Source organism: Streptomyces sp. NPDC017991, assembly GCF_044328075.1.
In the GTDB taxonomy this organism is placed as follows: domain Bacteria; phylum Actinomycetota; class Actinomycetes; order Streptomycetales; family Streptomycetaceae; genus Streptomyces.
The window spans coordinates 825,940-849,605 of record NZ_JBIRGP010000003.1 but is presented as its reverse complement, the minus strand read 5'-3'; the positions used below and the strand labels follow the sequence as shown (position 1 = coordinate 849,605).

The 23,666-nt window shown below is 69.6% G+C and carries 23 protein-coding genes and 1 tRNA gene; 2 read left to right on the top strand and 22 right to left on the bottom strand.

What is annotated here, in order from left to right:
• Nucleotides 1-103: 103 nt before the first annotated feature.
• The 20 genes from ACH4DZ_RS12315 to ACH4DZ_RS12220 all read right to left on the bottom strand — a co-directional run bounded on the left by ACH4DZ_RS12315 (nucleotide 104) and on the right by ACH4DZ_RS12220 (nucleotide 21,848).
• Nucleotides 104-919 carry a F0F1 ATP synthase subunit delta gene (locus tag ACH4DZ_RS12315; protein WP_398286976.1) on the bottom strand — a complete coding sequence of 272 codons (816 nt, stop codon included), beginning with the start codon at nucleotides 917-919 and terminating at the stop codon, nucleotides 104-106.
• Nucleotides 916-1,470 (bottom strand): F0F1 ATP synthase subunit B, encoded by a 555-nt coding sequence (locus ACH4DZ_RS12310; protein WP_107021299.1) that lies wholly within the window; start codon nucleotides 1,468-1,470, stop codon nucleotides 916-918. Before ACH4DZ_RS12310 ends, ACH4DZ_RS12315 begins: the two co-directional genes overlap by 4 nt.
• Nucleotides 1,471-1,514: 44 nt before the next feature.
• The gene (locus ACH4DZ_RS12305) at nucleotides 1,515-1,751 is read right to left on the bottom strand and encodes a F0F1 ATP synthase subunit C (RefSeq protein WP_067273352.1); all 237 of its coding nucleotides are present in this window, start codon (nucleotides 1,749-1,751) and stop codon (nucleotides 1,515-1,517) included.
• Between the two features lie 74 nt (nucleotides 1,752-1,825).
• A complete protein-coding gene (atpB, locus tag ACH4DZ_RS12300; RefSeq protein WP_267027281.1) occupies nucleotides 1,826-2,647 on the bottom strand; it encodes a F0F1 ATP synthase subunit A in 822 nt (273 codons plus the stop codon).
• Between the two features lie 225 nt (nucleotides 2,648-2,872).
• Nucleotides 2,873-3,310, bottom strand: coding sequence for a hypothetical protein (locus ACH4DZ_RS12295; RefSeq protein ID WP_398287087.1), 438 nt, complete (start codon nucleotides 3,308-3,310; stop codon nucleotides 2,873-2,875).
• A 297-nt stretch (nucleotides 3,311-3,607) separates the two neighbouring features.
• Nucleotides 3,608-4,996, bottom strand: coding sequence for an MraY family glycosyltransferase (locus tag ACH4DZ_RS12290; RefSeq protein ID WP_398286975.1), 1,389 nt, complete (start codon nucleotides 4,994-4,996; stop codon nucleotides 3,608-3,610).
• A 130-nt stretch (nucleotides 4,997-5,126) separates the two neighbouring features.
• Nucleotides 5,127-6,377, bottom strand: a complete 1,251-nt coding sequence (glyA, locus tag ACH4DZ_RS12285) for a serine hydroxymethyltransferase (protein ID WP_398286974.1) — start codon at nucleotides 6,375-6,377, stop codon at nucleotides 5,127-5,129.
• Nucleotides 6,378-6,688: 311 nt separating this feature from the next.
• Nucleotides 6,689-7,369 (bottom strand): protein-tyrosine-phosphatase, encoded by a 681-nt coding sequence (locus ACH4DZ_RS12280; RefSeq protein ID WP_398286972.1) that lies wholly within the window; start codon nucleotides 7,367-7,369, stop codon nucleotides 6,689-6,691.
• On the bottom strand, nucleotides 7,366-8,013 hold the full coding sequence (locus tag ACH4DZ_RS12275; RefSeq protein ID WP_328493918.1) for an L-threonylcarbamoyladenylate synthase: 648 nt from the start codon (nucleotides 8,011-8,013) through the stop codon (nucleotides 7,366-7,368). Before ACH4DZ_RS12275 ends, ACH4DZ_RS12280 begins: the two co-directional genes overlap by 4 nt.
• A gap of 82 nt (nucleotides 8,014-8,095) precedes the next feature.
• On the bottom strand, nucleotides 8,096-8,941 hold the full coding sequence (gene prmC / locus ACH4DZ_RS12270) for a peptide chain release factor N(5)-glutamine methyltransferase (RefSeq protein WP_398286971.1): 846 nt from the start codon (nucleotides 8,939-8,941) through the stop codon (nucleotides 8,096-8,098).
• Nucleotides 8,942-9,019: 78 nt separating this feature from the next.
• Nucleotides 9,020-10,096: a peptide chain release factor 1 gene (gene prfA / locus ACH4DZ_RS12265; protein ID WP_398286969.1), complete on the bottom strand. Its 1,077-nt coding sequence runs from the start codon at nucleotides 10,094-10,096 to the stop codon at nucleotides 9,020-9,022.
• Nucleotides 10,097-10,292: 196 nt separating this feature from the next.
• Nucleotides 10,293-10,520 carry a 50S ribosomal protein L31 gene (gene rpmE, locus ACH4DZ_RS12260; RefSeq protein WP_055510606.1) on the bottom strand — a complete coding sequence of 76 codons (228 nt, stop codon included), beginning with the start codon at nucleotides 10,518-10,520 and terminating at the stop codon, nucleotides 10,293-10,295.
• Between the two features lie 242 nt (nucleotides 10,521-10,762).
• A complete protein-coding gene (locus ACH4DZ_RS12255; protein WP_398286967.1) occupies nucleotides 10,763-11,851 on the bottom strand; it encodes an LCP family protein in 1,089 nt (362 codons plus the stop codon).
• 397 nt (nucleotides 11,852-12,248) lie between these two features.
• Nucleotides 12,249-14,423 (bottom strand): transcription termination factor Rho, encoded by a 2,175-nt coding sequence (rho, locus tag ACH4DZ_RS12250; RefSeq protein ID WP_398286966.1) that lies wholly within the window; start codon nucleotides 14,421-14,423, stop codon nucleotides 12,249-12,251.
• Between the two features lie 385 nt (nucleotides 14,424-14,808).
• On the bottom strand, nucleotides 14,809-15,726 hold the full coding sequence (gene thrB, locus ACH4DZ_RS12245; protein WP_398286965.1) for a homoserine kinase: 918 nt from the start codon (nucleotides 15,724-15,726) through the stop codon (nucleotides 14,809-14,811).
• Nucleotides 15,727-16,101: 375 nt separating this feature from the next.
• Nucleotides 16,102-17,160 carry a threonine synthase gene (thrC, locus tag ACH4DZ_RS12240; protein WP_387320245.1) on the bottom strand — a complete coding sequence of 353 codons (1,059 nt, stop codon included), beginning with the start codon at nucleotides 17,158-17,160 and terminating at the stop codon, nucleotides 16,102-16,104.
• A 6-nt stretch (nucleotides 17,161-17,166) separates the two neighbouring features.
• The gene (locus ACH4DZ_RS12235) at nucleotides 17,167-18,465 is read right to left on the bottom strand and encodes a homoserine dehydrogenase (protein WP_398287086.1); all 1,299 of its coding nucleotides are present in this window, start codon (nucleotides 18,463-18,465) and stop codon (nucleotides 17,167-17,169) included.
• A gap of 151 nt (nucleotides 18,466-18,616) precedes the next feature.
• Complete coding sequence (lysA, locus tag ACH4DZ_RS12230) at nucleotides 18,617-20,008, bottom strand: diaminopimelate decarboxylase (RefSeq protein WP_398286963.1); 1,392 nt, start codon at nucleotides 20,006-20,008, stop codon at nucleotides 18,617-18,619.
• Nucleotides 20,009-20,097: 89 nt separating this feature from the next.
• Nucleotides 20,098-21,180 (bottom strand): ArgS-related anticodon-binding protein NrtL, encoded by a 1,083-nt coding sequence (gene nrtL / locus ACH4DZ_RS12225; protein ID WP_398286960.1) that lies wholly within the window; start codon nucleotides 21,178-21,180, stop codon nucleotides 20,098-20,100.
• A gap of 119 nt (nucleotides 21,181-21,299) precedes the next feature.
• The gene (locus tag ACH4DZ_RS12220; protein WP_398286959.1) at nucleotides 21,300-21,848 is read right to left on the bottom strand and encodes a response regulator; all 549 of its coding nucleotides are present in this window, start codon (nucleotides 21,846-21,848) and stop codon (nucleotides 21,300-21,302) included.
• A 168-nt stretch (nucleotides 21,849-22,016) separates the two neighbouring features.
• On the opposite strand from ACH4DZ_RS12220, the gene ACH4DZ_RS12215 reads away from it, so the two are divergent.
• Both ACH4DZ_RS12215 and ACH4DZ_RS12210 read left to right on the top strand, forming a co-directional pair.
• A tRNA-Arg gene (locus ACH4DZ_RS12215) sits at nucleotides 22,017-22,088 on the top strand.
• A gap of 132 nt (nucleotides 22,089-22,220) precedes the next feature.
• Nucleotides 22,221-22,457, top strand: a complete 237-nt coding sequence (locus ACH4DZ_RS12210; RefSeq protein WP_398286957.1) for a CopG family transcriptional regulator — start codon at nucleotides 22,221-22,223, stop codon at nucleotides 22,455-22,457.
• A gap of 357 nt (nucleotides 22,458-22,814) precedes the next feature.
• On the opposite strand, the gene ACH4DZ_RS12205 is transcribed toward ACH4DZ_RS12210, so the two are convergent.
• On the bottom strand, nucleotides 22,815-22,955 hold the full coding sequence (locus ACH4DZ_RS12205; RefSeq protein WP_398286955.1) for a hypothetical protein: 141 nt from the start codon (nucleotides 22,953-22,955) through the stop codon (nucleotides 22,815-22,817).
• Entirely contained in the window at nucleotides 22,956-23,597 is a 642-nt protein-coding gene (locus ACH4DZ_RS12200) for an ATP-binding protein (RefSeq protein ID WP_398286953.1), read from the bottom strand.
• Between the last annotated feature and the right edge of the window lie 69 nt (nucleotides 23,598-23,666).

Sequence of the window (23,666 nt, the reverse complement as noted above, 5' to 3'; positions counted from 1 at the left end):
CTGGGGCTTTTTCCCTCAGCGGCTGCGCCGCGGGCCCCCAGGAATCCTCTGCACGGCCCAACGAGGGCCGTAGTACTGCGTGGTTACGTGTATTCAGTTGCTGCTAGCTCGCCATGCGGCGGCTGACTGCTTCCAGCCGGTCCGCGATGGAGCCGTTGATGATCTCGTCTCCGACCTGCACCCGGATCCCGCCGAGGACCTCGGGGTCCACGTCGAGGTTGAGGTGCATCGGGTGGCCGTAGAGCTTCGCGAGGGCGGCGCCGAGGCGCTGCTTCTGCACGTCGCTCAGCGGAACCGCCGAGGTGACGACGGCGACCATGCGGTTTCGACGGTCGGCCGCGAGCTTGGACAGGGATTCGAGTCCCGACTCCAGGCTACGTCCCCGGGGCGCGGTCACAAGGCGCGTGACCAGCCGCTCGGTGACGGCGTCGGCCCGGCCGCCGAGCAGGCTGCGCAGCAGCTCGCTCTTGGCCGCGGCCGTGGCGCCGCGGTCGGTCAGCGCGGCGCGCAGCCCGGTGTCCGAGGCGACGATCCGGCCGAACCGGAACAGCTCGTCCTCGACGTCGTCGAGCCTGCCCAGCCGCTGCGCCGCCGTGAGGTCGGCGGTGTCGGCCAGCTCCTCTACGGAGTCGACCAGATCACGCGAACGCGACCAGCGGGAGCGCACCAGACCGGCCACCAGGTCGGCGGTGGTGCCGCTGACCTGACCGCTGAGGAGGCGCCCGGCCAGTTCGGCCTTCGCCTCGCCGGCCTGCGCCGGGTCGGTGAGGACCCGACGCAGGGACACCTCACGGTCGAGCAGCGCGGTGACGGAGGCCAGCTCGTCGGCGAGCTGCGCCGCGTCGACGGACGTGGAGTCCGTCAGCGCGTCGAGACGCTCACGTGCGGTGGCCAGCGCGTCGCGGCTCGCTCCGTTCATCGCGTGGCCTCGGCCTTCGACGCGGTCTCGTCGAGACCGTCGAGGAACCGGTCGATCGTGCGGCTCTGCCGGGCGTGGTCCTCAAGGGACTCGCCGACGAGCTTGCCGGCCAGTTCGGTGGCCAGCTGGCCCACGTCCTGGCGCAGCGCGGACGCGGCGGCCTTGCGGTCGGCGGCGAGCTGCGAGTGACCGGCGGCGATGATTTCCTCACGCTGCCGCTGGCCTTCCGCGCGCATCTCGGCGATGAGCGTGGCACCCTGCTCCTGCGCCTCCTGGCGCAGACGCGCGGCCTCGTGCCGGGCCTCGGCGAGCTGGGCCTTGTACTGCTCCAGCACGCTCTGGGCTTCGGTCTGAGCGGCCTCGGCCTTCTCGATACCGCCCTCGATGGCCTCGCGGCGCTGCTCCAGAACCTTGTTGATGTTCGGGAGCAGCTTCTTGGCGAGGAAGCCGAAGACGATGACGAAGGCGATCAGGCCGATGACCAGCTCGGGGATCGGCGGGATGAGGGGATTTTCCATCTCCTCGGCCGCGACAGTGAGCAGCTGGCTCATATCAGTGCCTTTCGTCTAGTGGGCGGTCTGTCGTGAATCCGACGTCAGACGCCGTAGACGAACGGCATGACCAGACCGATGAGGGCGAGCGCCTCACAGAAGGCGAAGCCGAGAATCTGGTTGGCACGGATCAGGCCGGCAGCCTCGGGCTGACGGGCAAGGGCCTGGGTGCCGTTACCGAAGATGATGCCGACGCCGACGCCGGGGCCGATCGCGGCAAGGCCGTAGCCGATGGAGCCGAGGGAGCCGGAGACAGCGGCGAGGGTCTCAGTGGCAGCCATGCTGATTCTTCCTTCTCTGTACGGACCGGCGGGGGTTGACCACCGGACGTTTAGGGGGTTTTACCGGGGGTGGCTCAGTGGTGCTCGGCGAGCGCGCCCTGGATGAAGGTGCAGGTCAGAAGCACGAAGACGTACGCCTGCAGGGCCTGGATGAACAACTCGAACGCCGTCATGACGATCACCATGATGAACGAGACGCCCGCGTAGGCGATCCCGATGCCGTTGAGCAGGTACCAGCTGGCGATCGTGAACAGCAGCAGCAGGGTGTGACCCGCGAACATGTTCGCGAACAGTCGCACCGCGTGCGTGAACGGCCGGACGATCAGGTTCGAGAGAAGCTCGATGCCCATGGCCAGCGGAAGAACCGGGCCCAGCGACTTGTCGTAGCCGGAGAAGTTCTTGAACGCACCGACGAATCCGTGCCGCTTGAAGGTCAGCGAGACCCACAGGACGTACACGATCAGGGCGAGGACCGCGGGGTACGAGATGATCGACGTGACCGGGAACTGGGCGACCGGGACGATCGACCAGATGTTCATCATCCAGATGAAGAAGAACAGCGAGACAACCAGCGGTACGTACTTCTCGCCCTCCTTCTTGCCGATCGTCTCGTAGACGACGCCGCGCCGGACGAAGTCGTATCCGGCTTCGGCGACCATCTGCAGCTTGCCCGGGACGACCTTCGGCTTACGGAAGGCGGCCCAGAAGAAGCCGATGACGATGACGGAGCCGAGCAGCGCCAGGAGCATCGTCTTGTTGAAATAGACGCTGCTGTCCGCATCGCCCACGAGGGGCTCGAACAGGAACGAGTGCAGGCCGGGAGCCGGGAATCCACAGCCGTCGAAGATGTGGCAGTCGGTCTCGAAGGCGAGCACCTGCGTCGGGTCAGCACTCACCGCGGGCTCCTTCAGCGTGGCGCATAGGTACGGCAACCTCGTTGTGTCGGCGCGGCGCGCAGCCGCGGTTCGGCACTGGACTGGTGTAACGGATGTGAGGGCGGCTGGGGGGCATCAAGCCTCGCGATTGAGCAGGCGTCAGCTCAGATGCCCGCGCCCGCGATGCCGCAGTTGGCACCGGACGATAGCAGGGTCTTCTACGAGCACTTATCCCGGCCCTACCCCTCACGACGAGTGCCCTGTCTTTTCGGGCCTGTCGCCCTTCGAGGACTCGGGTTCGACGTAGAGGATCTTGGCTTTCATCTGGGCACGCGCCTGTGCGCCGATCCACGCGAGCGTGGTGGCGACGATCGAGATCGCGAAGGCCTTCGGGTTGAACAGCGTCGTGTTCTTGAACGCGGCGACAAAGATGAACAGCAGAAGGATCTGTGCCGTGTAGAGCATCAGACCCATCGCCTGGAACAGGTGCGGAAGCAATTTGGCGGTGCGCTGCAGAACGTACAGCCCGACACCCATGAAGAGGATCACGACCAGCGTCGCCACAAGCGCCCCGACCGCCCCCTTGCCCCCGGCGACCACACCGCTGACCACGGCGGCGATCGCGCCGACGGCAGCTGTGGGCACAGCGGCTTGGAGGAGGATCCGGACGTCATTGGAGGGCATGGCGGCAACTCCGCTTTGCTCAAGGGGGCAGGTGTCGTCATGGACGAGCGTAGTCCCGGACAGCGAGAGAACCTCACCGCCGGTGAACCGTCGCACTGCGGTCCTTCGGCTCTGTCCTGGGTTCTCGTGAACCGTATCACAAACTATTTGATGAGGTCTTTACCTGGTTGGTGTGCTCGGCGTCACACATGAGAGTGAACATGCACGTCTGTGCACCCAGGGGACCAACTTGTCTGGTAATGAGGCGCTTTTGGAGAGCCGCCCAGGGGACGGCTCTTGCGAAACTCTTACCCGGCGTCAGCGCGAGGTCCCGGCCCCTCGCTCGTCCAGGAGACGCGAACGGGCGCCGACCGCGCTCGCCCCGTTGACTCCTGAGACACCGACAGCGACCGGAGTACGGCGCTCCCCGTCCTGTTCCGCGTCCTGTTCCCCACCGTGTTCACCGGTGTGCGCGTGGTCCCCGTCGGCTTCGTCGTACGCGACCGCCGGGCCGCCCTCCGCGGGCAGGTCCACGGCCCTGCGCCGGCGGTAGCGCGGCGGCACGAAGTGCTCGGCCCAGCGCGGGGTACGCGGCGTGAACCGCGGCAGCAGGAGCAGGAGGAGGCCCACCGCGCTGAGCGCCATGATGCCGAGCACGATCCACATGGCGCCCGAGTTCACCGAGTAGGCGAGGGCTCCGAAGGCGATCAGCGCCGACCAGAAGTACATGATGAGCACGGCCCGGCTGTGCGAGTGCCCGATCTCCAGGAGCCGGTGGTGCAGGTGTCCGCGGTCGGCCGCGAACGGGGACTGGCCGCGCCAGGTGCGCCGCACGATGGCGAGCACCAGGTCCGCCGCCGGGACGGCGATGATCGTCAGCGGCAGCAGCAGCGGGATGTAGACCGGCACCGTCTGGTGCACGGCCTCCTTCTCGGACCCTGCGAACAGGTTCATCGCGTCCGGGTCGACCTGGCCGGTGATGGAGATGGCGCCGGCCGCCAGCACGAGCCCGATGAGCATCGAGCCCGAGTCGCCCATGAAGATCCGCGCGGGGTGCATGTTGTGCGGCAGGAAGCCGAGGCACATGCCCATCAGGAGCGCGGAGAAGAGCGTTGCGGGGGCGGCGGACTCCAGCCCGTACCCGTACCAGATGCGGTAGCCGTACATGAAGAACGCGGCGGCCGCGATGCACACCATGCCCGCGGCGAGGCCGTCGAGGCCGTCGGCGAAGTTCACGGCGTTGATGGTGATCACGACGAGCGCGACCGTCAGCAGCGTGCCCTGCCACTGGGTCAGCGAGACCGAGCCGACGCCGGGGATGGGCAGCCACAGGATCGTCAGACCCTGCATGACCATGACGCCCGCGGCGATCATCTGGGCGCCCAGCTTGATGAGGGCGTCGATCTCGAACTTGTCGTCCAGGACGCCGATCAGCCAGATCAGGGCGGCGCCGGACAGCAGCGCCCGCGGCTCGTTCGAGTTCTCGAAGACCACGCTGAGGTTCGTCAGATGGTCCGCGACCAGCAGGCCCGCGCACAGTCCGAAGAACATCGCGATGCCGCCGAGGCGCGGTGTGGGTTCTCGGTGCACGTCACGTGCCCGGATCTCCGGCATCGCTCCGGCCACGATCGCGAACTTCCGCACCGGCCCGGTCAGCAGGTACGTCACCGCGGCCGTGACGCAGAGCGTCAGGAGGTATTCACGCACGGGCATTCCCCACAGGTCTCGCTGGCCATCTCAGCCCCACACCATAGCTTCGTGCGCATACGGTTGAGGACTTCCGGGTAGAGCCGATGGTTGCACGAGTGGATGTGCTCCCATGATCGCCCACCCCCCGCTAGCCGGGATAAGGGGGAAATCTCCCGGTCAGATCCCGTACTTCTTCACGTACGCGCCGGCCCGCGGACTCGTCCCGCACGGCCGCGCCGAACAGCACCGCGATCCGGGCCATCTCGGCCTCACCCATGCCCTGCGTGGTGACGGCGGCCGTGCCCAGGCGCAGGCCCCGTACGTCGGGATGGGGCAGCGCGCAGGTGTCGAGGACCATTCCGGCGGCGGCGAGCCGGCCGCGGGCGGTACGGCCGTCCACGCCGAGCGGCGCCGGGTCGACGGTCAGCAGATGGGTGTCGGTGCCGCCGGTGGTGACCGGGAGTCCCTCGGCGGCCAGCCCCTGTGCCAGCGCCCTCGCGTTCGCGACCACCTGATGGGCGTACGCCGTGAACGCCGGTGTTGCCGCCTCGCCGAACGCGACGGCCTTCGCGGCGACGGTGTGCATCTGCGCGCCGCCCTGGGTGAAGGGGAAGACGGCCCGGTCGACCCGGTCGGCCAGCTCGCTCCCGCACAGCAGCATGCCGCCGCGCGGCCCGCGCAGCACCTTGTGGGTGGTCGCGCACACGACGTCGGCGTACGGGACCGGGCTGGGCGCCGCTCCCCCGGCGACGAGGCCGATGGGGTGGGCGGCGTCGGCGATGAGATACGCGCCGACCTCGTCCGCCACCGCACGGAACGCCTCGTAGTCGATGTGCCGGGGATACGAGATGGAGCCGCACACGACGGCCTTCGGCCGGTGGGTACGGGCCAGCGCCCGGACCTGCTCGTGGTCGATGAGGCCGCTCTCCGGATCGACGCCGTATCCGACGAAGTCGAACCAGCGGCCCGAGAAGTTCGCGGGCGACCCGTGGGTGAGGTGCCCGCCGTGCGGCAGGCCCATCGCGAGGACGGTGTCCCCGGGGCGCAGCAGGGCGGCGTACGCGGCCAGCACGGCCGAACTCCCGGAGTGGGACTGCACGTTGGCGTGTTCGGCGCCGAAGAGGCCCTTGGCGCGCTCCACGGCCACCCGCTCGGCCACATCGACGATCTCGCAGCCGCCGTGGTGCCGGGCGCCGGGGTATCCCTCGGCGTACTTGTTGGCGAGCGGCGAGCCCAGGGCGGCCAGCGCGGCCGGCGAGGTGAAGTTCTCGGCGGCGATCAGCTGGAGCGTCGTGGTCTGCCGTGTCAGCTCCGCGAGGAGGATCTCGGCCAGCTCCGGATCCTGCCGGCCGAGCACATCGGCGGACGGCGGGCCTTCAAGCGTGTGTGTGACCGGCATGGCGGACTCCGGACCTCGGCGGGGGATCGCTATGTCCAATGTAGGACCCAGTCCCCTGCCGCGCCCGGTGCTACGCCCGGGCACCGCCCACGACATCCGAACAGCCCTCCCCACCCGCCCCGCACAGGGCGCACGCCCCCGCCCCTCAGGCCCGGGCCGGCGCCCCCGTCAGGGCCGTCACCACCGGGTCCAGCGCCTGGTTGATCTCGACCGATCCCCCACGTGCCCCTCGCACCGCTCGGCCCCGGAGGGCCTCCCCGGCTTCGAGCCACTGCGCCGGACTCCGCCCGCCGGAAACCGTCCCCCGCCCCTCAGGCCCGGGCCGGCGCCCCCGTCAGGGCCGTGACCACCGGGTCCAGCGCCTGGTTGATCTCGTCGCCCACCGAGCGGAAGAACGGGAGGGGGGCGCCGTACGGGTCGTAGACCTCGTCCGCTTCCGCCGTGGGGGCCAGGAGCCACCCGCGTAGCGCCGCCGCGGCGCGGACCAGGGCACGGGCGCGTTCGACCATGCCGTCGTCCAGCGGCGGCAGTGTCGTGGGGTCTATCGCGCGGACCAGGCGGGTGAACTCCTTCAGGGTGAAGGTGCGCAGGCCCGCCGAGTGGCCCATCGAGATGACCTGGGCGCGGTGGTCACGGGTGGCGGTCAGGACCAGGTCCGCCCGGATGACGTGCTCGTCCAGCAGTTCGCGGCCCACGAAGCCGGAGGCGTCCGCGCCGAAGTCCGCGAGGACCGCCTCCGCGTTGGCCTCCATGGGCGCGCCCTCGTGCCCCCAGGTACCGGCGCTCTCCACGATCAGGCCGCCCCACAGGGGGTCGCCGAGCCGGTCCGCCAGGGCATGGCGGGTCAGCCGCTCGGTGATCGGCGAGCGGCACACATTGCCGGTGCTGACGTGGAGGATGCGAAAAGAGGAGTCGCCCGAGGCCCCGTCGCCGTAAGCCCCCGTGTACCCCGTCCCCGTACCTATGCCACGCCCCGCGTCAGGGGCTGTCAATTCGCCACCTCAAGGTCGGGTACGACCTTTCGCAGCTCCTCGGCCGACAGCGCGCCGGCCCGCAGCAGCACCGGCACCTTGCCCGTCACGTCGACGATCGACGAGGGGACGATGCCGGGGGTGGGACCGCCGTCCAGGTACACGGAGACGGAGTCGCCGAGCATCTCCTGCGCGGCGTCGCAGTCCTCGGGGGACGCGTGTCCGGTGAGGTTGGCGGACGAGACGGCCATCGGGCCTGTCTCGGTCAGCAGCTCGATGGCGACCGGGTGCAGCGGCATGCGCACGGCGACGGTCCCACGGGTGTCCCCGAGGTCCCACTGGAGGGACGGCTGGTGCTTGGCGACCAGGGTCAGCGCGCCCGGCCAGAAGGCGTCGACGAGTTCCCAGGCCATCTCGGAGAAGTCCGTGACCAGCCCGTGCAGCGTGTTCGGGGAGCCGATGAGGACGGGCGTCGGCATGTTCCGGCCGCGGCCCTTGGCCTCCAGCAGGTCCGACACGGCCTCCGAGCTGAACGCGTCGGCGCCGACCCCGTACACGGTGTCGGTCGGCAGCACGACCAGCTCGCCCCGGCGCACGGCGGACGCGGCCTCGCGCAGACCCGTCGAACGGTCGGTCGCGTCATTGGTGTCGTATCGCCGTGCCATCAGCAAGCCTCCTCGCACACGCGGACCCCGGTGGCCGCGCGTCTAACGGTTTCCACGTCGTCCACACGGGACATCGCCGTGGTCATGGCGTCGCCCTGCGGGCGGTCGCGAACCGCGGCCGGTTGTTGAGGTCCGGGTGGTCGGCCGCGTCGGCCCAGCCCCGCTCCTCGGTGAAGATCCACGGCACCTGACCGCCCTGGGTGTCGGCGTGCTCGACGACGACGACACCGCCCGGCCGCAGCAGCCGGTGAGCGGTGCGCTCCAGACCGCGGATCAGGTCGAGGCCGTCCTCCCCCGAGAACAGGGAGAGTTCGGGATCGTAGTCCCGGGCCTCCGGAGCGACGTACTCCCATTCCGTGAGCGGGATGTACGGCGGGTTGGTGATGACGAGGTCGACCTGGCCGTCGAGGTCGGGGAAGGCGTCCAGGGCGTTGCCCTGGCGCAGGTCGACCCGGGATCCCTCGACGTTCTTACGGGTCCACTGCAGGGCGTCCTCGGACAGCTCCACGGCGTGCACGCGCGAGCGGGGCACCTCCTGTGCGAGGGCGAGCGCGATGGCGCCCGAACCGGTGCACAGGTCCACGATCAGCGGCTCCACGACGTCCATCGCGCGGACGGCGTCTATGGCCCAGCCGACGACGGACTCGGTCTCGGGCCGGGGCACGAACACACCCGGCCCGACCTGGAGTTCCAGATAGCGGAAGTAGGCCAGCCCGGTGATGTGCTGGAGCGGTTCGCGTGCCTCGCGGCGCGCGATCACCTCCCAGTACCGGGCGTCGAAGTCCGCGTCCTTCACGGTGTGCAGCTCGCCCCGCTTCACACCGTGCACGAACGCGGCGAGCTCCTCGGCGTCGTTGCGCGGCGAGGGCACGCCGGCGTCGGCCAGCCGCTGGGTGGCCTGGGCCACTTCCGCGAGCAGCAGGTTCACGCGTCCTCCGGGCTGAGCTGTTGTCCGTCGTGCGGATGTGTAGTGCGACTGTCCACTGCGGCCGTGCCGGTACGCGTCCTAGGCCGCGGCGAGCTTGGCCGCCGAGTCGGCGTCCACGCAGGCCTGGATCATCGCATCGAGGTCACCGTCGAGGACCTGGTCCAAGTTGTACGCCTTGAAGCCGACGCGGTGGTCCGAGATGCGGTTCTCCGGGAAGTTGTACGTACGGATCTTCTCGGAGCGGTCCACGGTGCGCACCTGGCTGCGGCGGGCGTCCGCGGCGTTGCGCTCCGCCTCCTCCTGTGCCGCGGCGAGGAGCCTGGAGCGCAGGATACGCATCGCCTGCTCCTTGTTCTGCAGCTGGCTCTTCTCGTTCTGGCAGGAGGCGACGACTCCGGTGGGAACGTGCGTGATGCGCACCGCGGAGTCGGTGGTGTTGACGGACTGGCCGCCGGGTCCGGAGGAGCGGTAGACGTCGATCCGCAGGTCGTTCGCGTGGATCTCGACGTCGACCTCCTCGGCCTCGGGCGTGACCAGCACACCGGCGGCGGAGGTGTGGATACGGCCCTGCGACTCGGTCGAGGGCACCCGCTGCACGCGGTGCACCCCGCCCTCGTACTTCATCCGCGCCCAGACGCCCTGGCCGGGCTCGGTGGCACCGTTGCCGCCCTTGGTCTTCACGGCGACCTGGACGTCCTTGTAGCCGCCCAGCTCGGACTCGGTGGAGTCGATGATCTCGGTCTTCCAGCCGACGCGCTCCGCGTACCGCAGGTACATGCGCAGCAGGTCACCGGCGAACAGGGCCGACTCGTCGCCGCCCGCGCCCGCCTTGATCTCAAGGATGACGTCCTTGTCGTCGCTGGGGTCGCGCGGGACCAGCAGCAGCCGGAGCTTCTCGGTGAGCTCCTCGCGCCGCTTCTCCAGGTCCTTGACCTCGGCGGCGAAGTCGGGGTCGTCGACCGCGAACTCCTTCGCCGTCTCGATGTCGTCCCCGGTCTGCTTCCAGGAGCGGTACGTCGCGATGATCGGGGTCAGCTCGGCGTAGCGCTTGTTGAGCTTGCGCGCGTTGGCCTGATCGGCGTGGACCGACGGGTCAGCGAGCTCCTTCTCCAGATCGGCGTGCTCGCCGATGAGTTCCTCGACCGCCTCGAACATCTCCGGCTCCAATGGACTGCCCCCGGCACCATCACGGGCTCGGGGACGTAGGTACGGCATGGGGGTTCCCCTGCTCGATCGAACTGCTCGATCGAACTGCTCGGTCGCGTTCGAGAGCGGGGGTGGGGGCTGCACCGCAAAGCGCCGGTCCCAGCGCCCCCGGACGGAGGCACCGAAGACCGGCGCTGTGAGCTCGCTACTTGGTGTCGGCCGCGGCCTTGGCCTTGCCGAAGCGGGCCTCGAAGCGGGCCACGCGGCCACCGGTGTCGAGGATCTTCTGCTTGCCCGTGTAGAACGGGTGGCACTCGGAGCAGACCTCGGCGCGGACGGTGCCGCTGGAGATCGTGCTGCGGGTGGTGAACGACGCGCCGCAGGTGCAGCTGACCTGCGTCTCGACGTACTCGGGGTGGATGTCGCGCTTCAAGGTGTCTCCTAGTTTCGGGAGGGCGCCGGGTCGCTGCCGCGGATTGCGGGGGCGTGAACCGGGGCCGACTGTCCAGTCTGCCAGGACTGGTGCCATCTCCCCAAACCGGGGGACGGCCGGTGGTATTCCCCGGGCCTCCGAGGGGCCCCCGTAAGGGGCGCGGGGAACTGCGCGACCAGCCACGACGGACCGGCACCGCCCCTCCGGCACAAGCCCACCCGCCCCTGAGAAGCGGGCGCCGGTCACGAAGTGACGACGCCCTTGGCGTCACCACTCGCCGTGCCCTCCGTCGCCGACTTCGGGATCGCGCGGTCGTTCCTCAAGGCGGTCCAGACCGACTCGGCCTTGTCCTTCTCGACGAGAACGCGATTGGCGTCGGCCGAGTCGTACTGGACCGGCAGCGTGACCATGTTCATCTTCGACGGGCCGATGCCCTTGAGCCCGTTGGCGAAGGACGCCAGTTCCTTGACCGAGGCCAGGTCGGAGTCGGTGGTGACCGTCTTCGTCGCGGTGTCGGCGAGGTCGTACAGCTTCTTCGGGCTGGTCAGTACGCCGACGTCCTTGACCTGCTCGACCAGCGCCTTGATGAACGCCTGCTGGAGCTGGATGCGGCCGAGGTCGGAGCCGTCGCCGACCCCGTGCCGCGTACGGACCAGGCCGAGCGACTGCTTGCCGGTCAGCCGGTGTGTGCCGGCCTCCAGGTCGAGGTGGCTCTCCTTGTCGGTGATGTCCTCGGTCGTGGTGACCTCGACACCGCCGAGTTCGTCGATCAGCTTCTGGAAGCCGCTGAAGTCGACCTCGACGTAGTGGTCCATGCGGATGCCGGTCATCGACTCGACGGTCTTGACCGCGCAGGCGGCGCCGCCCGTCGAGTACGCCGAGTTGAACATCGCCAGGGACGCGGCGTCGTGCCGCACGCCCTCGCTGTCGGTGCACTCGGGACGGGGGACGAGCGTGTCGCGAGGTATGGAGACCACGCCGGCCTTCTTGTGGCCCTCGTAGACGTGCACGACCATCGCGGTGTCCGAGCGGGCGCTGCCGTCGTCGGTGCCGCCGCCCAGTTCCTTGTTGCTGCCGGAGCGGGTGTCGGAGCCGAGCACGAGGATGTCCTGCGAGCCGTTGTCGACGTCCAGGGGCCGGTCGGTGCCGAGTGCCTGGTCGATGTCGACGCTCTTGATGTTGTCGTTGAGGTTGAAGTACACGTACCCGAGACCCGTACCGCCCAGAACGAAGACACCCGCCGCGGACCAGGCCGCGACGACGAGCGCCTTGTGACGCCTGCTCCGCGGTTTACGGCGGTGGCCGGATTTGGGTGTGCGCTCGGCAGCCATGTGCTCCTCAGTTCTCGCCGGTCGGCTCGGTTACCCCCTGCGGTCGGGGTCAGGCGTGGTCATGTGCCGTGACGTCTCTGTCAGGACCCGTCCGTTCAGACGGTGAAACCGGAAAAAGGGTTGCACAACGCACTGTGACCGTACTGTGCGAACCCGGACACAAGGGGTGAGCGGCGACAGGGGCCGTCGGCGGCTCACCTGCGCTTACGACGGCGGACACCCCGCTTTCGCGCCACCGTGTCGACCTTCACATCTGTGGCGAAGATCTCCCGTATCCCCCGCGACGACAAGCGCCTGCACCCGCTCCGGCGGCACCAGCCGGGACAACGCGGAGGGCCGCCCCCGATGTGACGGGGACGGCCCTCCGCGGTACCGGCTGTCTGCGCCGGCTGAGACCTCAGTCGTTGCCGTTGCCCGGCATCGGCGTCGTCTTCTGGATCTGCAGCAGGAACTCGGCGTTCGACTTCGTCTGCTTCATTTTGTCGAGCAGCAGCTCGATCGCCTGCTGCTGGTCGAGCGCGTGCAGCACGCGACGCAGCTTCCAGGTGATGGCGAGTTCGTCGCTGCCGAGCAGGATCTCTTCCTTACGGGTACCGGACGCGTCGACGTCCACCGCCGGGAAGATGCGCTTGTCGGCGAGCTTGCGGTCGAGCTTGAGCTCCGCGTTGCCGGTGCCCTTGAACTCCTCGAAGATGACCTCGTCCATGCGCGAGCCGGTGTCGACCAGCGCGGTGGCCAGGATCGTCAGCGAGCCGCCGTCCTCGATGTTGCGCGCGGCACCGAAGAAGCGCTTCGGCGGGTACAGCGCGGTCGAGTCGACACCACCGGACAGGATGCGGCCGGAGGCCGGGGCGGCGAGGTTGTACGCACGGCCCAGACGCGTGATCGAGTCGAGCAGCACGACGACGTCGTGGCCCAGCTCCACCAGTCGCTTGGCACGCTCGATGGCCAGCTCGGCGACCGTGGTGTGGTCCTCGGCCGGGCGGTCGAAGGTCGAGGAGATGACCTCGCCCTTCACCGACCGCTGCATGTCGGTGACCTCTTCCGGACGCTCGTCGACCAGGACGACCATCAGGTGGCACTCGGGGTTGTTGACGGTGATCGCGTTGGCGATCGCCTGCAGGATCATGGTCTTGCCGGTCTTCGGCGGGGCCACGATCAGACCGCGCTGGCCCTTGCCGATGGGCGCGACGAGGTCGATGATGCGGGTCGTCAGCACACCCGGGTCGGTCTCCAGACGGAGCCGGTCCTGCGGGTAGAGCGGCGTCAGCTTGTTGAACTCCGGCCGTCCGCGCCCCGATTCGGGCGCCATGCCGTTCTGCGAGTCCAGGCGGACCAGCGCGTTGAACTTCTCGCGGCGCTCGCCGTCCTTGGGCTGCCGGACGGCGCCGGTGACGTGGTCACCCTTGCGCAGACCGTTCTTGCGGACCTGGGCGAGGGAGACGTACACGTCGTTCGGACCGGGGAGGTAGCCCGACGTACGGATGAACGCGTAGTTGTCGAGGATGTCCAGGATGCCCGCGACGGGGATCAGGACGTCGTCGTCGGCGACCTGCGGCTCGTTCGGGCCGAACTCTTCGCGGCCACGACGGCCACGGCGGTCGCGGTAACGACCGCGGCGGCCACGGCGGCCACCCTCGAAGTCGTCGTCGTCCTGCGGGCCGTTGTCGCGCTGACGGTCCTGACGGTCCTGCCGGCCGCCGCCCTGCTGACGGTCCTGACGGTCCTGACGCGGCTGGTTGCCGCCGCCCTGACCCTGGCCGCCCTGGCCGCCCTGATTGCTCTGGCCGCCCTGCTGCTCGTCGCCCTTGCCACCACGGCGGTCGCGGTCGCGGCCCCCGCGGTCACGGTCGCCGCGCTCACCGCGGTCGGCCCGGTCGCCACGGTCGGCGCGGTCACGACGGTCGCGGCGGCCCTGACGGCCGTCGGCTCCGCCGTCCGAGCCGTCGCCCTTGGCCTCGCCCTGGGACTGCGCGGGCTCCTCGGTCCTGACCTCGGTCTTCGCCTCGGCGGTGATGGTCTCGGGGCTGCCCGCCTCGGCGGTGGCGCGACGCCGGCGGCGCTCGGCCGGAGCATCGTCCCCACCGCGCTCGCCGCCCTCGCTCGCCCGGGCGGGGCCGCCGGCCGGCTGGCCGGGGATCTCGATCTGCTGCTGAGCCACGGCCTTCTCGGCCTTGGCCTCCGCCTTCTTGTCGGCGGGAGAGACGGCCTCGTCGCCCGTACGGGCCTTCGAGGTGGCCCGGCGCTTGGGCTTCGTCTCGGTGGCGTCCCCGGCGGAGGTCGCGGCCTTGGCCGAGGCACCCCCTCCCCCAGAGCCTGAAACGGCCTGGGAGGTGCCCCCGCCCTGCGCGTCCTTGATGACCTCGATCAGCTGGCTCTTGCGCATCCGCGCGGTGCCCCTGATGCCGAGGCCGGATGCGACCTGCTGCAGCTCGGCCAGCACCATGCCCTCAAGGCCGGTACCGCGGCGCCGACGGGAGCCGGCACCGGTGGCAGGCGCGGAGGCGTCCGTGGCGGGCGCGGCAGCGGTCTCCTCGACACGTGCGCCCATCAGATCGGTGGTGTCGCTCACGAAGGGTCCTTCCCTGGAGCGGACGTCGGCCTGTCTGGCTCGGCGACCGGTTGTGCTGTCCGACAGTGGTCCGTCATGTGTGGACCGTGCCGGGGCGGTGGTCCGCCAAAAGGCGGAGGGAATTTCTGGGATGACGTTTCCCGGGGCCGCGGACTTGAGTTTCTGTGTCCATCGGCTCGTTCACGCCGGTTCCGGAGCGTACTCAGCACCGCTCAGCGCCTAGCACCCAATGCATGGCACAAAGCGATTTGGGGGGCTCCCGGAAGAATGATTGTCCCGGACGGGGACGTGAAGCACCTCGCCATGGTGGGGTCGGGTGCAGACTTGAGGTTAACACTACCGGATCCAACAAACATTCCCCCTCTCGAAATCCGGCAACCGAGTGTCACGGAGCAAGCGGCAGCACGCTCGCTCCGGTGGCGTCGAGGCCCAGCCGGTTGGCCGCCCAGCCCTCTCCCGCCAGTTGTGCGACCTTGTCGGCCGCGGCCTCGTCGGCGAGCGCCAGCACGGTGGGCCCGGCGCCCGAGATGACCGCGGGGATCCCGTCCGCCCGCAGCCGCTCCACCAGCGCCGCGCTCTCCGGCATGGCCGGGGCGCGGTACTCCTGGTGCAGTCGGTCCTCGGTGGCGGGCAGCAGCAGCTCGGGGCGCCTGGTGAGGGCCTCCACGAGCAGTGCGGCGCGGCCCGCGTTGGTGGCGGCGTCGACGTGCGGGACGGTACGGGGAAGGAGTCCGCGGGCGGTCTCCGTCAGCACCGCCTTGCCGGGGACGAAAACCACCGGAACGATGGAATCGGCGGGTTCCATCCTGATGGCGCGCGCCGCCCCGTTCTCCAGCCAGGACAACGTGAACCCGCCGAGGAGACAGGCCGCGACGTTGTCGGGGTGGCCCTCGATCTCGGTGGCGAGCTCCAGCAGCGCGGTGTCGTCGAGCTTGCTGTCGCCGCCTATGGTCACGGCGCGTGCGGCGACGATGCCGGCGCAGATCGCCGCGGACGAGGAGCCGAGCCCGCGGCCGTGCGGGATGCGGTTGGCGCACACGATCTCCAGACCGCGGGGCTGTCCGCCCAGCAGGTCGAAGGCGGTGCGCAGGGACCGTACGAGGAGGTGGCGCTCGTCGCGCGGCAGCGTCTCGCTTCCCTCGCCCGCGATGTCGATGTGCAGGCCGGCATCGGCCACGCGGACGACCACGTCGTCGTACAGCCCCAGTGACAGGCCGAGGGCGTCGAAGCCCGGGCCGAGGTTGGCACTGGTGGCGGGGACGCGCACCCGGACGGCGGCGGCGCGGAACGCTGGACCGGCCATCGCTCGATGACTCTCCTTGAGCTTGAGCTGCGAGATTGTCGAAATCCTGCGAGACGTACGGAGAATGCGGAAGACCCGGAGGCCGCAGGGGCGGCGCGGCACCGCGGCATATGCGGCGGGCGGGTTCGGTACAGCTTATCGAAGGAAGGTTCAGTGGCGACATAGGGCGCACAGGAGGCGCACGATGCGTGTCGTACACCCCATGTGCAACCCCCCTTTTTCTTAGAGCTCGGTTCGCCTCCGGGGCGCTGCAGCCTGTGTCGAGAGGGCGACCGTGCTCGACCCTCCTTCGTCGGGCCTCCGCGCGGTCACCCTCTCGACACAGGCGCGCCCCTTCGGCTCACTCGCTGCCGCCAGTAGGGGCCAGGCCCCTCGTTACGCGAGGCCCAGGCGCTCTGCGGCCGTGGCGGCGTCGACCGGGACCGTGACGGGCTGCGGGGCGCCCGCGACGGCCCAGTCGGGGTCCTTGAGGCCGTTTCCGGTCACCGTGCAGACGATGCGCTGTCCCGGGTCGACCTTGCCCTGCTCGGCGGCCTTGAGCAGACCGGCGACGGAAGCCGCGGAGGCCGGCTCGACGAAGACACCCTCCTGCGCGGCCAACAGCCGGTAGGCGCGCAGGATCTCACGGTCCGTCACCTCGTCGATGAAGCCGCCCGACTCGTCCCGCGCGGCGAGCGCGTACTGCCACGAGGCCGGGTTGCCGATGCGGATCGCGGTGGCGATCGTCGAGGGGTCCTTGACGACCTCGCCGCGCACGATGGGCGCGGACCCGGACGCCTGGAAGCCCCACATGCGCGGAGTCCGCGCGGCGATCTTGTCGGCGGCGTACTCGGTGTACCCCTTCCAGTACGCGGTGATGTTGCCCGCGTTGCCCACCGGAAGGACATGGATGTCGGGGGCGTCGCCGAGCATGTCCACGATCTCGAACGCCGCGGTCTTCTGCCCCTCGATACGCACCGGGTTCACCGAATTGACCAGTGCCACCGGGTAGTTGTCCGAGAGGTTGCGCGCCAGGGTGAGGCAGTCGTCGAAGTTGCCGTCGACCTGGAGGATCTTCGCGCCGTGCACGAGGGCCTGGCCCATCTTGCCGAGCGCGATCTTGCCCTGCGGCACGAGGACGGCACAGACCATCCCGGCCCGTACGGCGTAGGCCGCCGCCGAGGCAGAGGTGTTGCCCGTGGAGGCACAGATGACGGCCTTCGCGCCTTCCTCCTTGGCCCGGGTGATGGCCATGGTCATACCGCGGTCCTTGAAGGACCCGGTGGGGTTGGCACCCTCGACCTTGAGGTGGACCTCGCAGCCCGTGCGCTCGGAGAGCACCTGCGCGGGCACGAGCGGCGTACCGCCCTCACGCAGCGAGACGACCTGCGTGGTGTCGGACACCGGCAGCCGGTCCCGGTACTCCTCGATGATTCCGCGCCACTGGTGGGTCATTGCTCGTTACTCTCCTTCAACCCGCATGATGCTGGCGACACCCCGGACGGTGTCGAGGTTGCGCAGCGCCTCCACGGTCCCGGTCAGGGACGCGTCGGACGCGCGATGGGTGACGACCACGAGGGAGGCATCGCCGCCTCCGTCCTGCCGCCCCTGCTGGCGAACCGTATCGATCGACACTCCGTGTTCGGCGAAGACGGTCGCCACCTGGGCGAGAACGCCCGGTTTGTCGGCCACATCGAGACTGATGTGGTAGCGGGTCACGACCTCACCCATCGGCGACACCGGCAGCTGGGTGTACGCCGAGTCGCCGGGCCCGGTCGCGCCGCTGAGCTTGTTGCGACAGACGGCGACCAGGTCCCCGAGGACGGCGGACGCGGTCGGCGCACCACCGGCGCCCGGTCCGTAGAACATGAGCTGCCCGGCGGCGTCGGACTCGACGAACACGGCGTTGTACGCGCCGCGCACGGAGGCCAGCGGGTGGCTCAGCGGGATCATCGCGGGATGCACCCGCGCGGTGACCGATCCCCCGTCGGCGGCCCGCTCGCAGATGGCGAGCAGTTTGATGGTGCAGCCCATGGCCTTCGCCGAGGCGAAGTCGGCGGAGGTGACCTCGATCATGCCCTCGCGGTACACGTCGTCGAGGCGTACGCGCGTGTGGAAGGCGATCCCGGCGAGGATGGCGGCCTTGGCGGCGGCGTCGAACCCCTCGACATCGGCGGTGGGGTCGGCCTCCGCGTACCCGAGGGCGGTGGCCTCGTCGAGGGCCTCCTGGTAGCCGGCGCCCGTCGAGTCCATCTTGTCGAGGATGAAGTTGGTGGTGCCGTTGACGATGCCGAGCACGCGGTTGACCTTGTCGCCGGCGAGGGACTCGCGCAGCGGCCGGATCAGCGGGATGGCACCGGCGACGGCGGCCTCGTAATAGAGGTCCGCGTCGTGGTCGTCGGCCGCCGCGTGCAGCGCGGCGCCGTCCTGCGCGAGGAGCGCCTTGTTGGCGGAGACCACGGACGCGCCGTGCTCGAAGGCGGTGGTGATGAGGGAGCGGGCCGGCTCGATACCGCCGATGACCTCGACGACCACGTCGATGTCACCCCGCTTGACCAGGGCGGTCGCGTCGGTGGTGACCAGGTCGGGGTCGATGCCCGCGCGCACCTTGGAGGGGCGCCGCACGGCCACGCCCGCCAGTTCGACGGGGGCTCCGATACGCGCGGCGAGGTCGTCGGCGTGCGTCGTCATGATGCGCGCCACCTCTGAGCCGACAACCCCACAGCCCAGCAGCGCCACCTTCAGCGGACGCGTACGCATCATCCGACCTCGTTTCCTCATACCGTCACGGTGGGACCAGTCTCACTCACCGGACGGGGGTTTCTACCCTTCGTCCGGATCGTGAGATGTCGATTTCATTTGCGCGAGGCCGGAAAACAGGAGATCTTCCGTCCTCGCTCATTCGTCCATGTCAGCCGACGTCGAGACGCAGCAGGTCCTCCTCGGTCTCGCGGCGGACGATGACCCTGGCCTCGCCGTCGCGGACCGCGACGACGGGCGGACGCAGGGCGTGGTTGTAGTTGCTCGCCATCGAGCGGCAGTACGCGCCGGTGGCCGGCACCGCGATGAGGTCACCGGGCGCGAGGTCGGACGGCAGGAAAGCGTCCTTCACCACGATGTCCCCGCTCTCGCAGTGCTTGCCGACCACGCGTACGAGCATGGGCTCGGCCTCGCTCGTACGGGAGACGAGGGCGACGCTGTACTCGGCGTCGTACAGCGCGGTACGGATGTTGTCGGACATGCCGCCGTCGACGGAGACGTACGTACGCAGTCCTTCGAGGGGCTTGACGGTGCCGACCTCGTAGAGCGTGAAGGCGGTCGGTCCCACGATGGCGCGCCCGGGCTCGACCGAGATCCGAGGAGTCCTCAGCTTCGCGGCCTCGCACTCCCTGGTCACGATCTCCCCGAGCGCCTTGGCGATCTCGTGGGGCTCGCGGGGGTCGTCGTCGCTGGTGTAGGCGATACCGAGGCCGCCGCCGAGGTCGATCTCGGGCAGTTCGACACCGTGCTCGTCACGGACCTGGGCGAGCAGGGACACGACACGACGGGCGGCCACCTCGAAGCCGGCCATGTCGAAGATCTGCGACCCGATGTGGGAGTGGATGCCGATCAGTTCGAGCCCGTCGAGGGTGAGCGCGCGCCGGACGGCCTCGGCGGCCTGTCCGTCCGCGAGGGCGATCCCGAACTTCTGGTCCTCGTGCGCGGTGGCGATGAACTCGTGCGTGTGAGCCTCGACGCCGACGGTCACCCGGATCTGCACGCGCTGCCGCCTGCCTAGGCTCTGCGCGATGTGCGCGACCCGCACGATCTCCTGGAAGGAGTCGAGGACGATACGCCCGACGCCGACCTCGATGGCCTTGGTGATCTCCTCCACTGACTTGTTGTTGCCGTGGAAGGCGATGCGGTCGGCGGGCATCCCGGCGGACAGCGCGGTGGCGAGCTCACCGCCGGAGCACACATCCAGATTGAGGCCCTCCTCGTCCAGCCAGCGCACGATGGCACGCGAGAGGAACGCCTTCCCGGCGTAGAACACGTCGGCGTCGTGCCCGAAGGCGGTACGCCAGGCGCGCGCCCGCGCCCTGAAGTCGGTCTCGTCGACGAAGTAGGCGGGCGTCCCGAACTCCTCGGCGAGCGTCGCCACATCGATCCCGCCGACGCTGACCGAACCGCTCCCGGTACGCGTCACGGTCTGCGCCCAGACCTTCGGGTCGAGGACGTTGAGGTCGGCCGCCGGGGCGGTGTAGTGACCCTCGGGCAGGACATCGGCGTGACGGGGCCCGGCGGGGTGTGCGGATCGGCTCATGTCTTTTGGGCTTTCTAGAAGATCTCAGATCGAATCAAATCAGACCGGATCAAATCAATATCAAATCAATAGGATCAGATCTGATCAGCTCAGAGATGTGTCGGTGCGTCGATGCCGAGCAGGGACAGGCCACCGGCCAGCACCGTCCCGGCGGCTTCGGCGAGCGAGAGCCGGGAACGGTGGGCGGCCGAGGGTTTCTCGTCCCCCAGCGGGAGCACGGTGTGCTGGAAGGCGAGCAGCGCGTCGGCGACGGTGACGAGATGCCGCGCGACCCGGTCGGGCGCGCGGTGGCGCGCGGCGGCGGCGAGGGCGTGGGGGTAGGTGTCGAGGGCGTCGAGAAGCGGGCTGGAGCCGCTGCCGGGACCGCCGCTGGGGCCGCTTGCGCGGTTTCCGGGAGCGGCGGCGAACCCGAGAGCGGCGGCGTTACGGCCGAGGGCCTGGCAGCGGGCGTACGCGTACCGGACCCGGAAGAGGGGGTTGCCCTCCGTCTGGACGAGGTGTTCCTCGGTGATCCGCGGCCGGTCGTGGGGCGCGGGGTGGAGGAGTGCCCAGCGGCCGGCGTCCCGGCCGAGGTGGCTGGGGTCCTGGCCGGCGGGCACGGGCCGGAGATCGACTTCGAGCGGCGCGGGCGCGCCGGACGCGCCGTGGGCGTCGAGGGTGACGTCGACGGTGACGCCGAGGGGGCCGGCCCAGGCGAGGTCGAGCGCGGCCTCGCAGGAGGTACGGACGAGGGCGCCCTGGGACCGCAGGATCCGGGCGAGCACCTGCCCGGTGACGGCGGCGCGCACTTCGCGCGGGTAATGCAGCTGGACGACTTGCCCGGTCGGCTCTTCGGCGTACCCGTACCGCTCGCGGCGCCGCAGAATCTCCGCGACGAGGGCGGGCCCCCGGCCGCTGAGGGTGATGTTGAGGAACCCGGGACCGGTGATGTCGACCCGCGCGACACCCGCCACTCCACTGAGGTGCGGTCGCAGGATCTCGGCGACTTCCTGCGGCGGCCGACCCGCGGGCCGGGCCAGTCGCAGGGCGATGTTGCTGGCGTAGTCCCCGCGCCCGCCGGGCCCGGGCGGCACGACCTGCGCCCGCTCGGGCACGGAGACGGCGAGCTCACCATCGTCCACCGCACGCCGCACGGCGCGCAGAACGGTGCTGGAGAGCTCGACGGGGGTCACGGGACAAGCGTAGGGGAGGAGGGGGGTGGGTAGGCGAATGGGTTTGGACAAGGGTCCGGCATATGGACGGCAGGCCTGCTTCCGCGCTGCCTTCTCTCCCTGCCCTCGTCGCGTGGGGCTCAGTTCCCGGCGCGGCCGGCGCGCTCGTGGCCGCCGGGCCCGTAAAGGCTCTCGGCACTGTCGAACGACGAACCGGCCCCACTGCCGGAGGCACTGCCCACACCGGTGTCGGCGCTCTCCCGCCGCTCAAGCAACTGGCGTACGAGCCGGACCAGATCCGCGGGCTCGAAGGGCTTGGCGAGGAAGGCGTCGACGCCGACGTCGAGGCCGCTCTCGACCTCGTACTGGGTACAGGCGCTGATGATGGCGAGGGGGAGGTTACGGGTACGCGGATCGGCCCGGAGCCGGGCGGCGGTACGCAGCCCGTCGAGCCGGGGCATGACCACGTCGAGGGTGACCACATCGGGGCGCACCTGGTGGATGACGTCCAGGCACTCGACACCGTCAGCCGCGGTCACGACCTCGAAACCCTCCAGTTCGAGGTTGACCCTGATCAGTTGCCGGATGACCTTGTTGTCGTCCACAACAAGCACCCGACCCGACGCGCCTGGCACAACTTGAGAGTAGGTCGGCGCGCGGGTTCGCGTCCGGCTTTTCCCTACTTCCACCCCACGCGGGGGATCCCGGGCTCGCGCCCGGACCCGGACCCAACCAAGATCCAACCAACCGCCGAGCCACCTCCGACGCCCCCTCCCCGACCCCCCGAAATCCGTTCATGAACACCCGGAGAGAGCTGGTAGGGTTCAACCCGTCACCGCAACCACAGCGGCCGACACGCCCCCGTAGCTCAGGGGATAGAGCAACGGCCTCCGGAGCCGTGTGCGCAGGTTCGAATCCTGCCGGGGGCACCCTGTATGAGGTGCCCAAAGACCCCGCCATCAGTGCTCTCGCTGAAGACGGGGTCTTGGCGTATGTGCAGCCGGGTGCCGTTTAAGCGGGCGTTCGCCAGCGATCACGTTGCAGGCTGGAAGATGAGCAGCATGCCCGGGACCGTCCGCAAGTATTCGATCACGATGCCGCGCGACGTCGCGGAAGCAGCCAGGGCCCGCAGCGGCCTCTCTGGCCTGTCCGCCTGTGTAGCCGCCGACGTGGCCCGCCAGATCGAACGTGACGACCTCAACGACATCATTCAGGCTGCAGAGGCCGAGCATGGGCCCGTCACAGACGAGGAAATCCACGCTCTGCGCGGCCGGCTTCACCAGGCCCGTCGGGAGTAGACGCCAGGCGTGGGGGCGTCGCGTGGCCCGCTCCCCGCCGTCCAGGGCCACGCCCTGATCCTTGCTGGTTAGGGCTGTTGCGTGGCCACGCCGTCATTGACCGGCGCTCCCTCGCCCTGGTGAGACGCGGCACTCCTGCCCTGCCTCAGTCCCTGTGAGGGCTGCGGCTCGTTTTTATCGTCGTCGGGTGTGGCCGTGATGATTGCCGCCGCTGACTGGTGGGCCTGGAGTACACGTAGACGTACACCACTATCAGGCCCGGCATGTCCTCGCGACGTTCGAGGCGGGTTCGGTAGACGAACGTCTCGCCGTTGCCCTGTGCCGGGCCCCGTCATATGCCGAGCTCGATGGTTCGGCTCACTCCTGATTGCCCCTCTTGATCTCGGCGATGAGGTCAAGCCCCTCTTGCAGCGCGTCGTCGAACTCAGGGTCGCTGTAGGCGCGGATGCTGCCGGTGTACGTCTTGATGGGGCGGTCACGAGCTGGATTGCCGCACACTCATACGTTCCCTGCGTCCTCCTCTCGTTGCCGGACGGTGAGCGGTTCGGTTGCCTGGACTCGTAGCGCCGGGCCCTCGTCCAGGCTCAGCAGCACTGCGGGGTCGTCCCCGTCACGCTGTTCGCTTCGTGCGCTGACGACCGCGCGCCACTCGCCCCACACCTTCACCAGCTGGTCCGGGCGCACCATCGCCGCCGCGACCTCCCGTTCGGCGGGCTCGGCAATGATGTCCGGCGCCTTCAGCTCGGCCCATACCGTTTTTCCGGTACCGCCTTCGCGTTCCTCGACGCCCCAGCGGTGAGCCAGTGCCTCCACCAGCAATAGCCCACGACCGCCGGTCTCGTCGTCGCTGGGCGTCCGCACTTCGGGCCGGCCCGGGGCCTCGTCGCTGACCTCCAGTCTCAGCAGACCGTCTGCCGTTGATCTCGCGATCCTGACGCCAACCTGTTGGTTACTCGGTGCGTGCGCGCGCAGCGCGTTTGTCACCAGTTCGGAGAGCAGCAATTCCGCGACGTCCAGTACGTCTTGGGCGACGCCCCATTCGCCGAGCACGGCGTGTGCCAGCGCTCGCGTTCTCGGCACGCTGCGACGGCAGTTGCTCAGCTGAAAAGTGACTTCGTTCGAGCCCGGGCTCCCTGCCATGGCACTCCCTGATGGTCGATAGGTGGCGATCGCATCCCCGCGCCGCGGCGGCAGTTAATGGCGCACCGA

Coding starts and splice junctions, on each gene's coding strand:
- ACH4DZ_RS12315 (WP_398286976.1), bottom strand. CDS start 919: ATGAACGGAGCGAGCCGCGACGCGCTGGCCACCGCACGTGAGCGTCTC.
- ACH4DZ_RS12310 (WP_107021299.1), bottom strand. CDS start 1,470: ATGAGCCAGCTGCTCACTGTCGCGGCCGAGGAGATGGAAAATCCCCTC.
- ACH4DZ_RS12305 (WP_067273352.1), bottom strand. CDS start 1,751: ATGGCTGCCACTGAGACCCTCGCCGCTGTCTCCGGCTCCCTCGGCTCC.
- ACH4DZ_RS12295 (WP_398287087.1), bottom strand. CDS start 3,310: ATGCCCTCCAATGACGTCCGGATCCTCCTCCAAGCCGCTGTGCCCACA.
- glyA (WP_398286974.1), bottom strand. CDS start 6,377: ATGCCGGTCACACACACGCTTGAAGGCCCGCCGTCCGCCGATGTGCTC.
- ACH4DZ_RS12275 (WP_328493918.1), bottom strand. CDS start 8,013: ATGGCACGGCGATACGACACCAATGACGCGACCGACCGTTCGACGGGT.
- prfA (WP_398286969.1), bottom strand. CDS start 10,096: ATGTTCGAGGCGGTCGAGGAACTCATCGGCGAGCACGCCGATCTGGAG.
- ACH4DZ_RS12255 (WP_398286967.1), bottom strand. CDS start 11,851: ATGGCTGCCGAGCGCACACCCAAATCCGGCCACCGCCGTAAACCGCGG.
- thrB (WP_398286965.1), bottom strand. CDS start 15,726: ATGGCCGGTCCAGCGTTCCGCGCCGCCGCCGTCCGGGTGCGCGTCCCC.
- thrC (WP_387320245.1), bottom strand. CDS start 17,160: ATGACCCACCAGTGGCGCGGAATCATCGAGGAGTACCGGGACCGGCTG.
- ACH4DZ_RS12235 (WP_398287086.1), bottom strand. CDS start 18,465: ATGCGTACGCGTCCGCTGAAGGTGGCGCTGCTGGGCTGTGGGGTTGTC.
- lysA (WP_398286963.1), bottom strand. CDS start 20,008: ATGAGCCGATCCGCACACCCCGCCGGGCCCCGTCACGCCGATGTCCTG.
- ACH4DZ_RS12210 (WP_398286957.1), top strand. CDS start 22,221: ATGCCCGGGACCGTCCGCAAGTATTCGATCACGATGCCGCGCGACGTC.
- ACH4DZ_RS12200 (WP_398286953.1), bottom strand. CDS start 23,597: ATGGCAGGGAGCCCGGGCTCGAACGAAGTCACTTTTCAGCTGAGCAAC.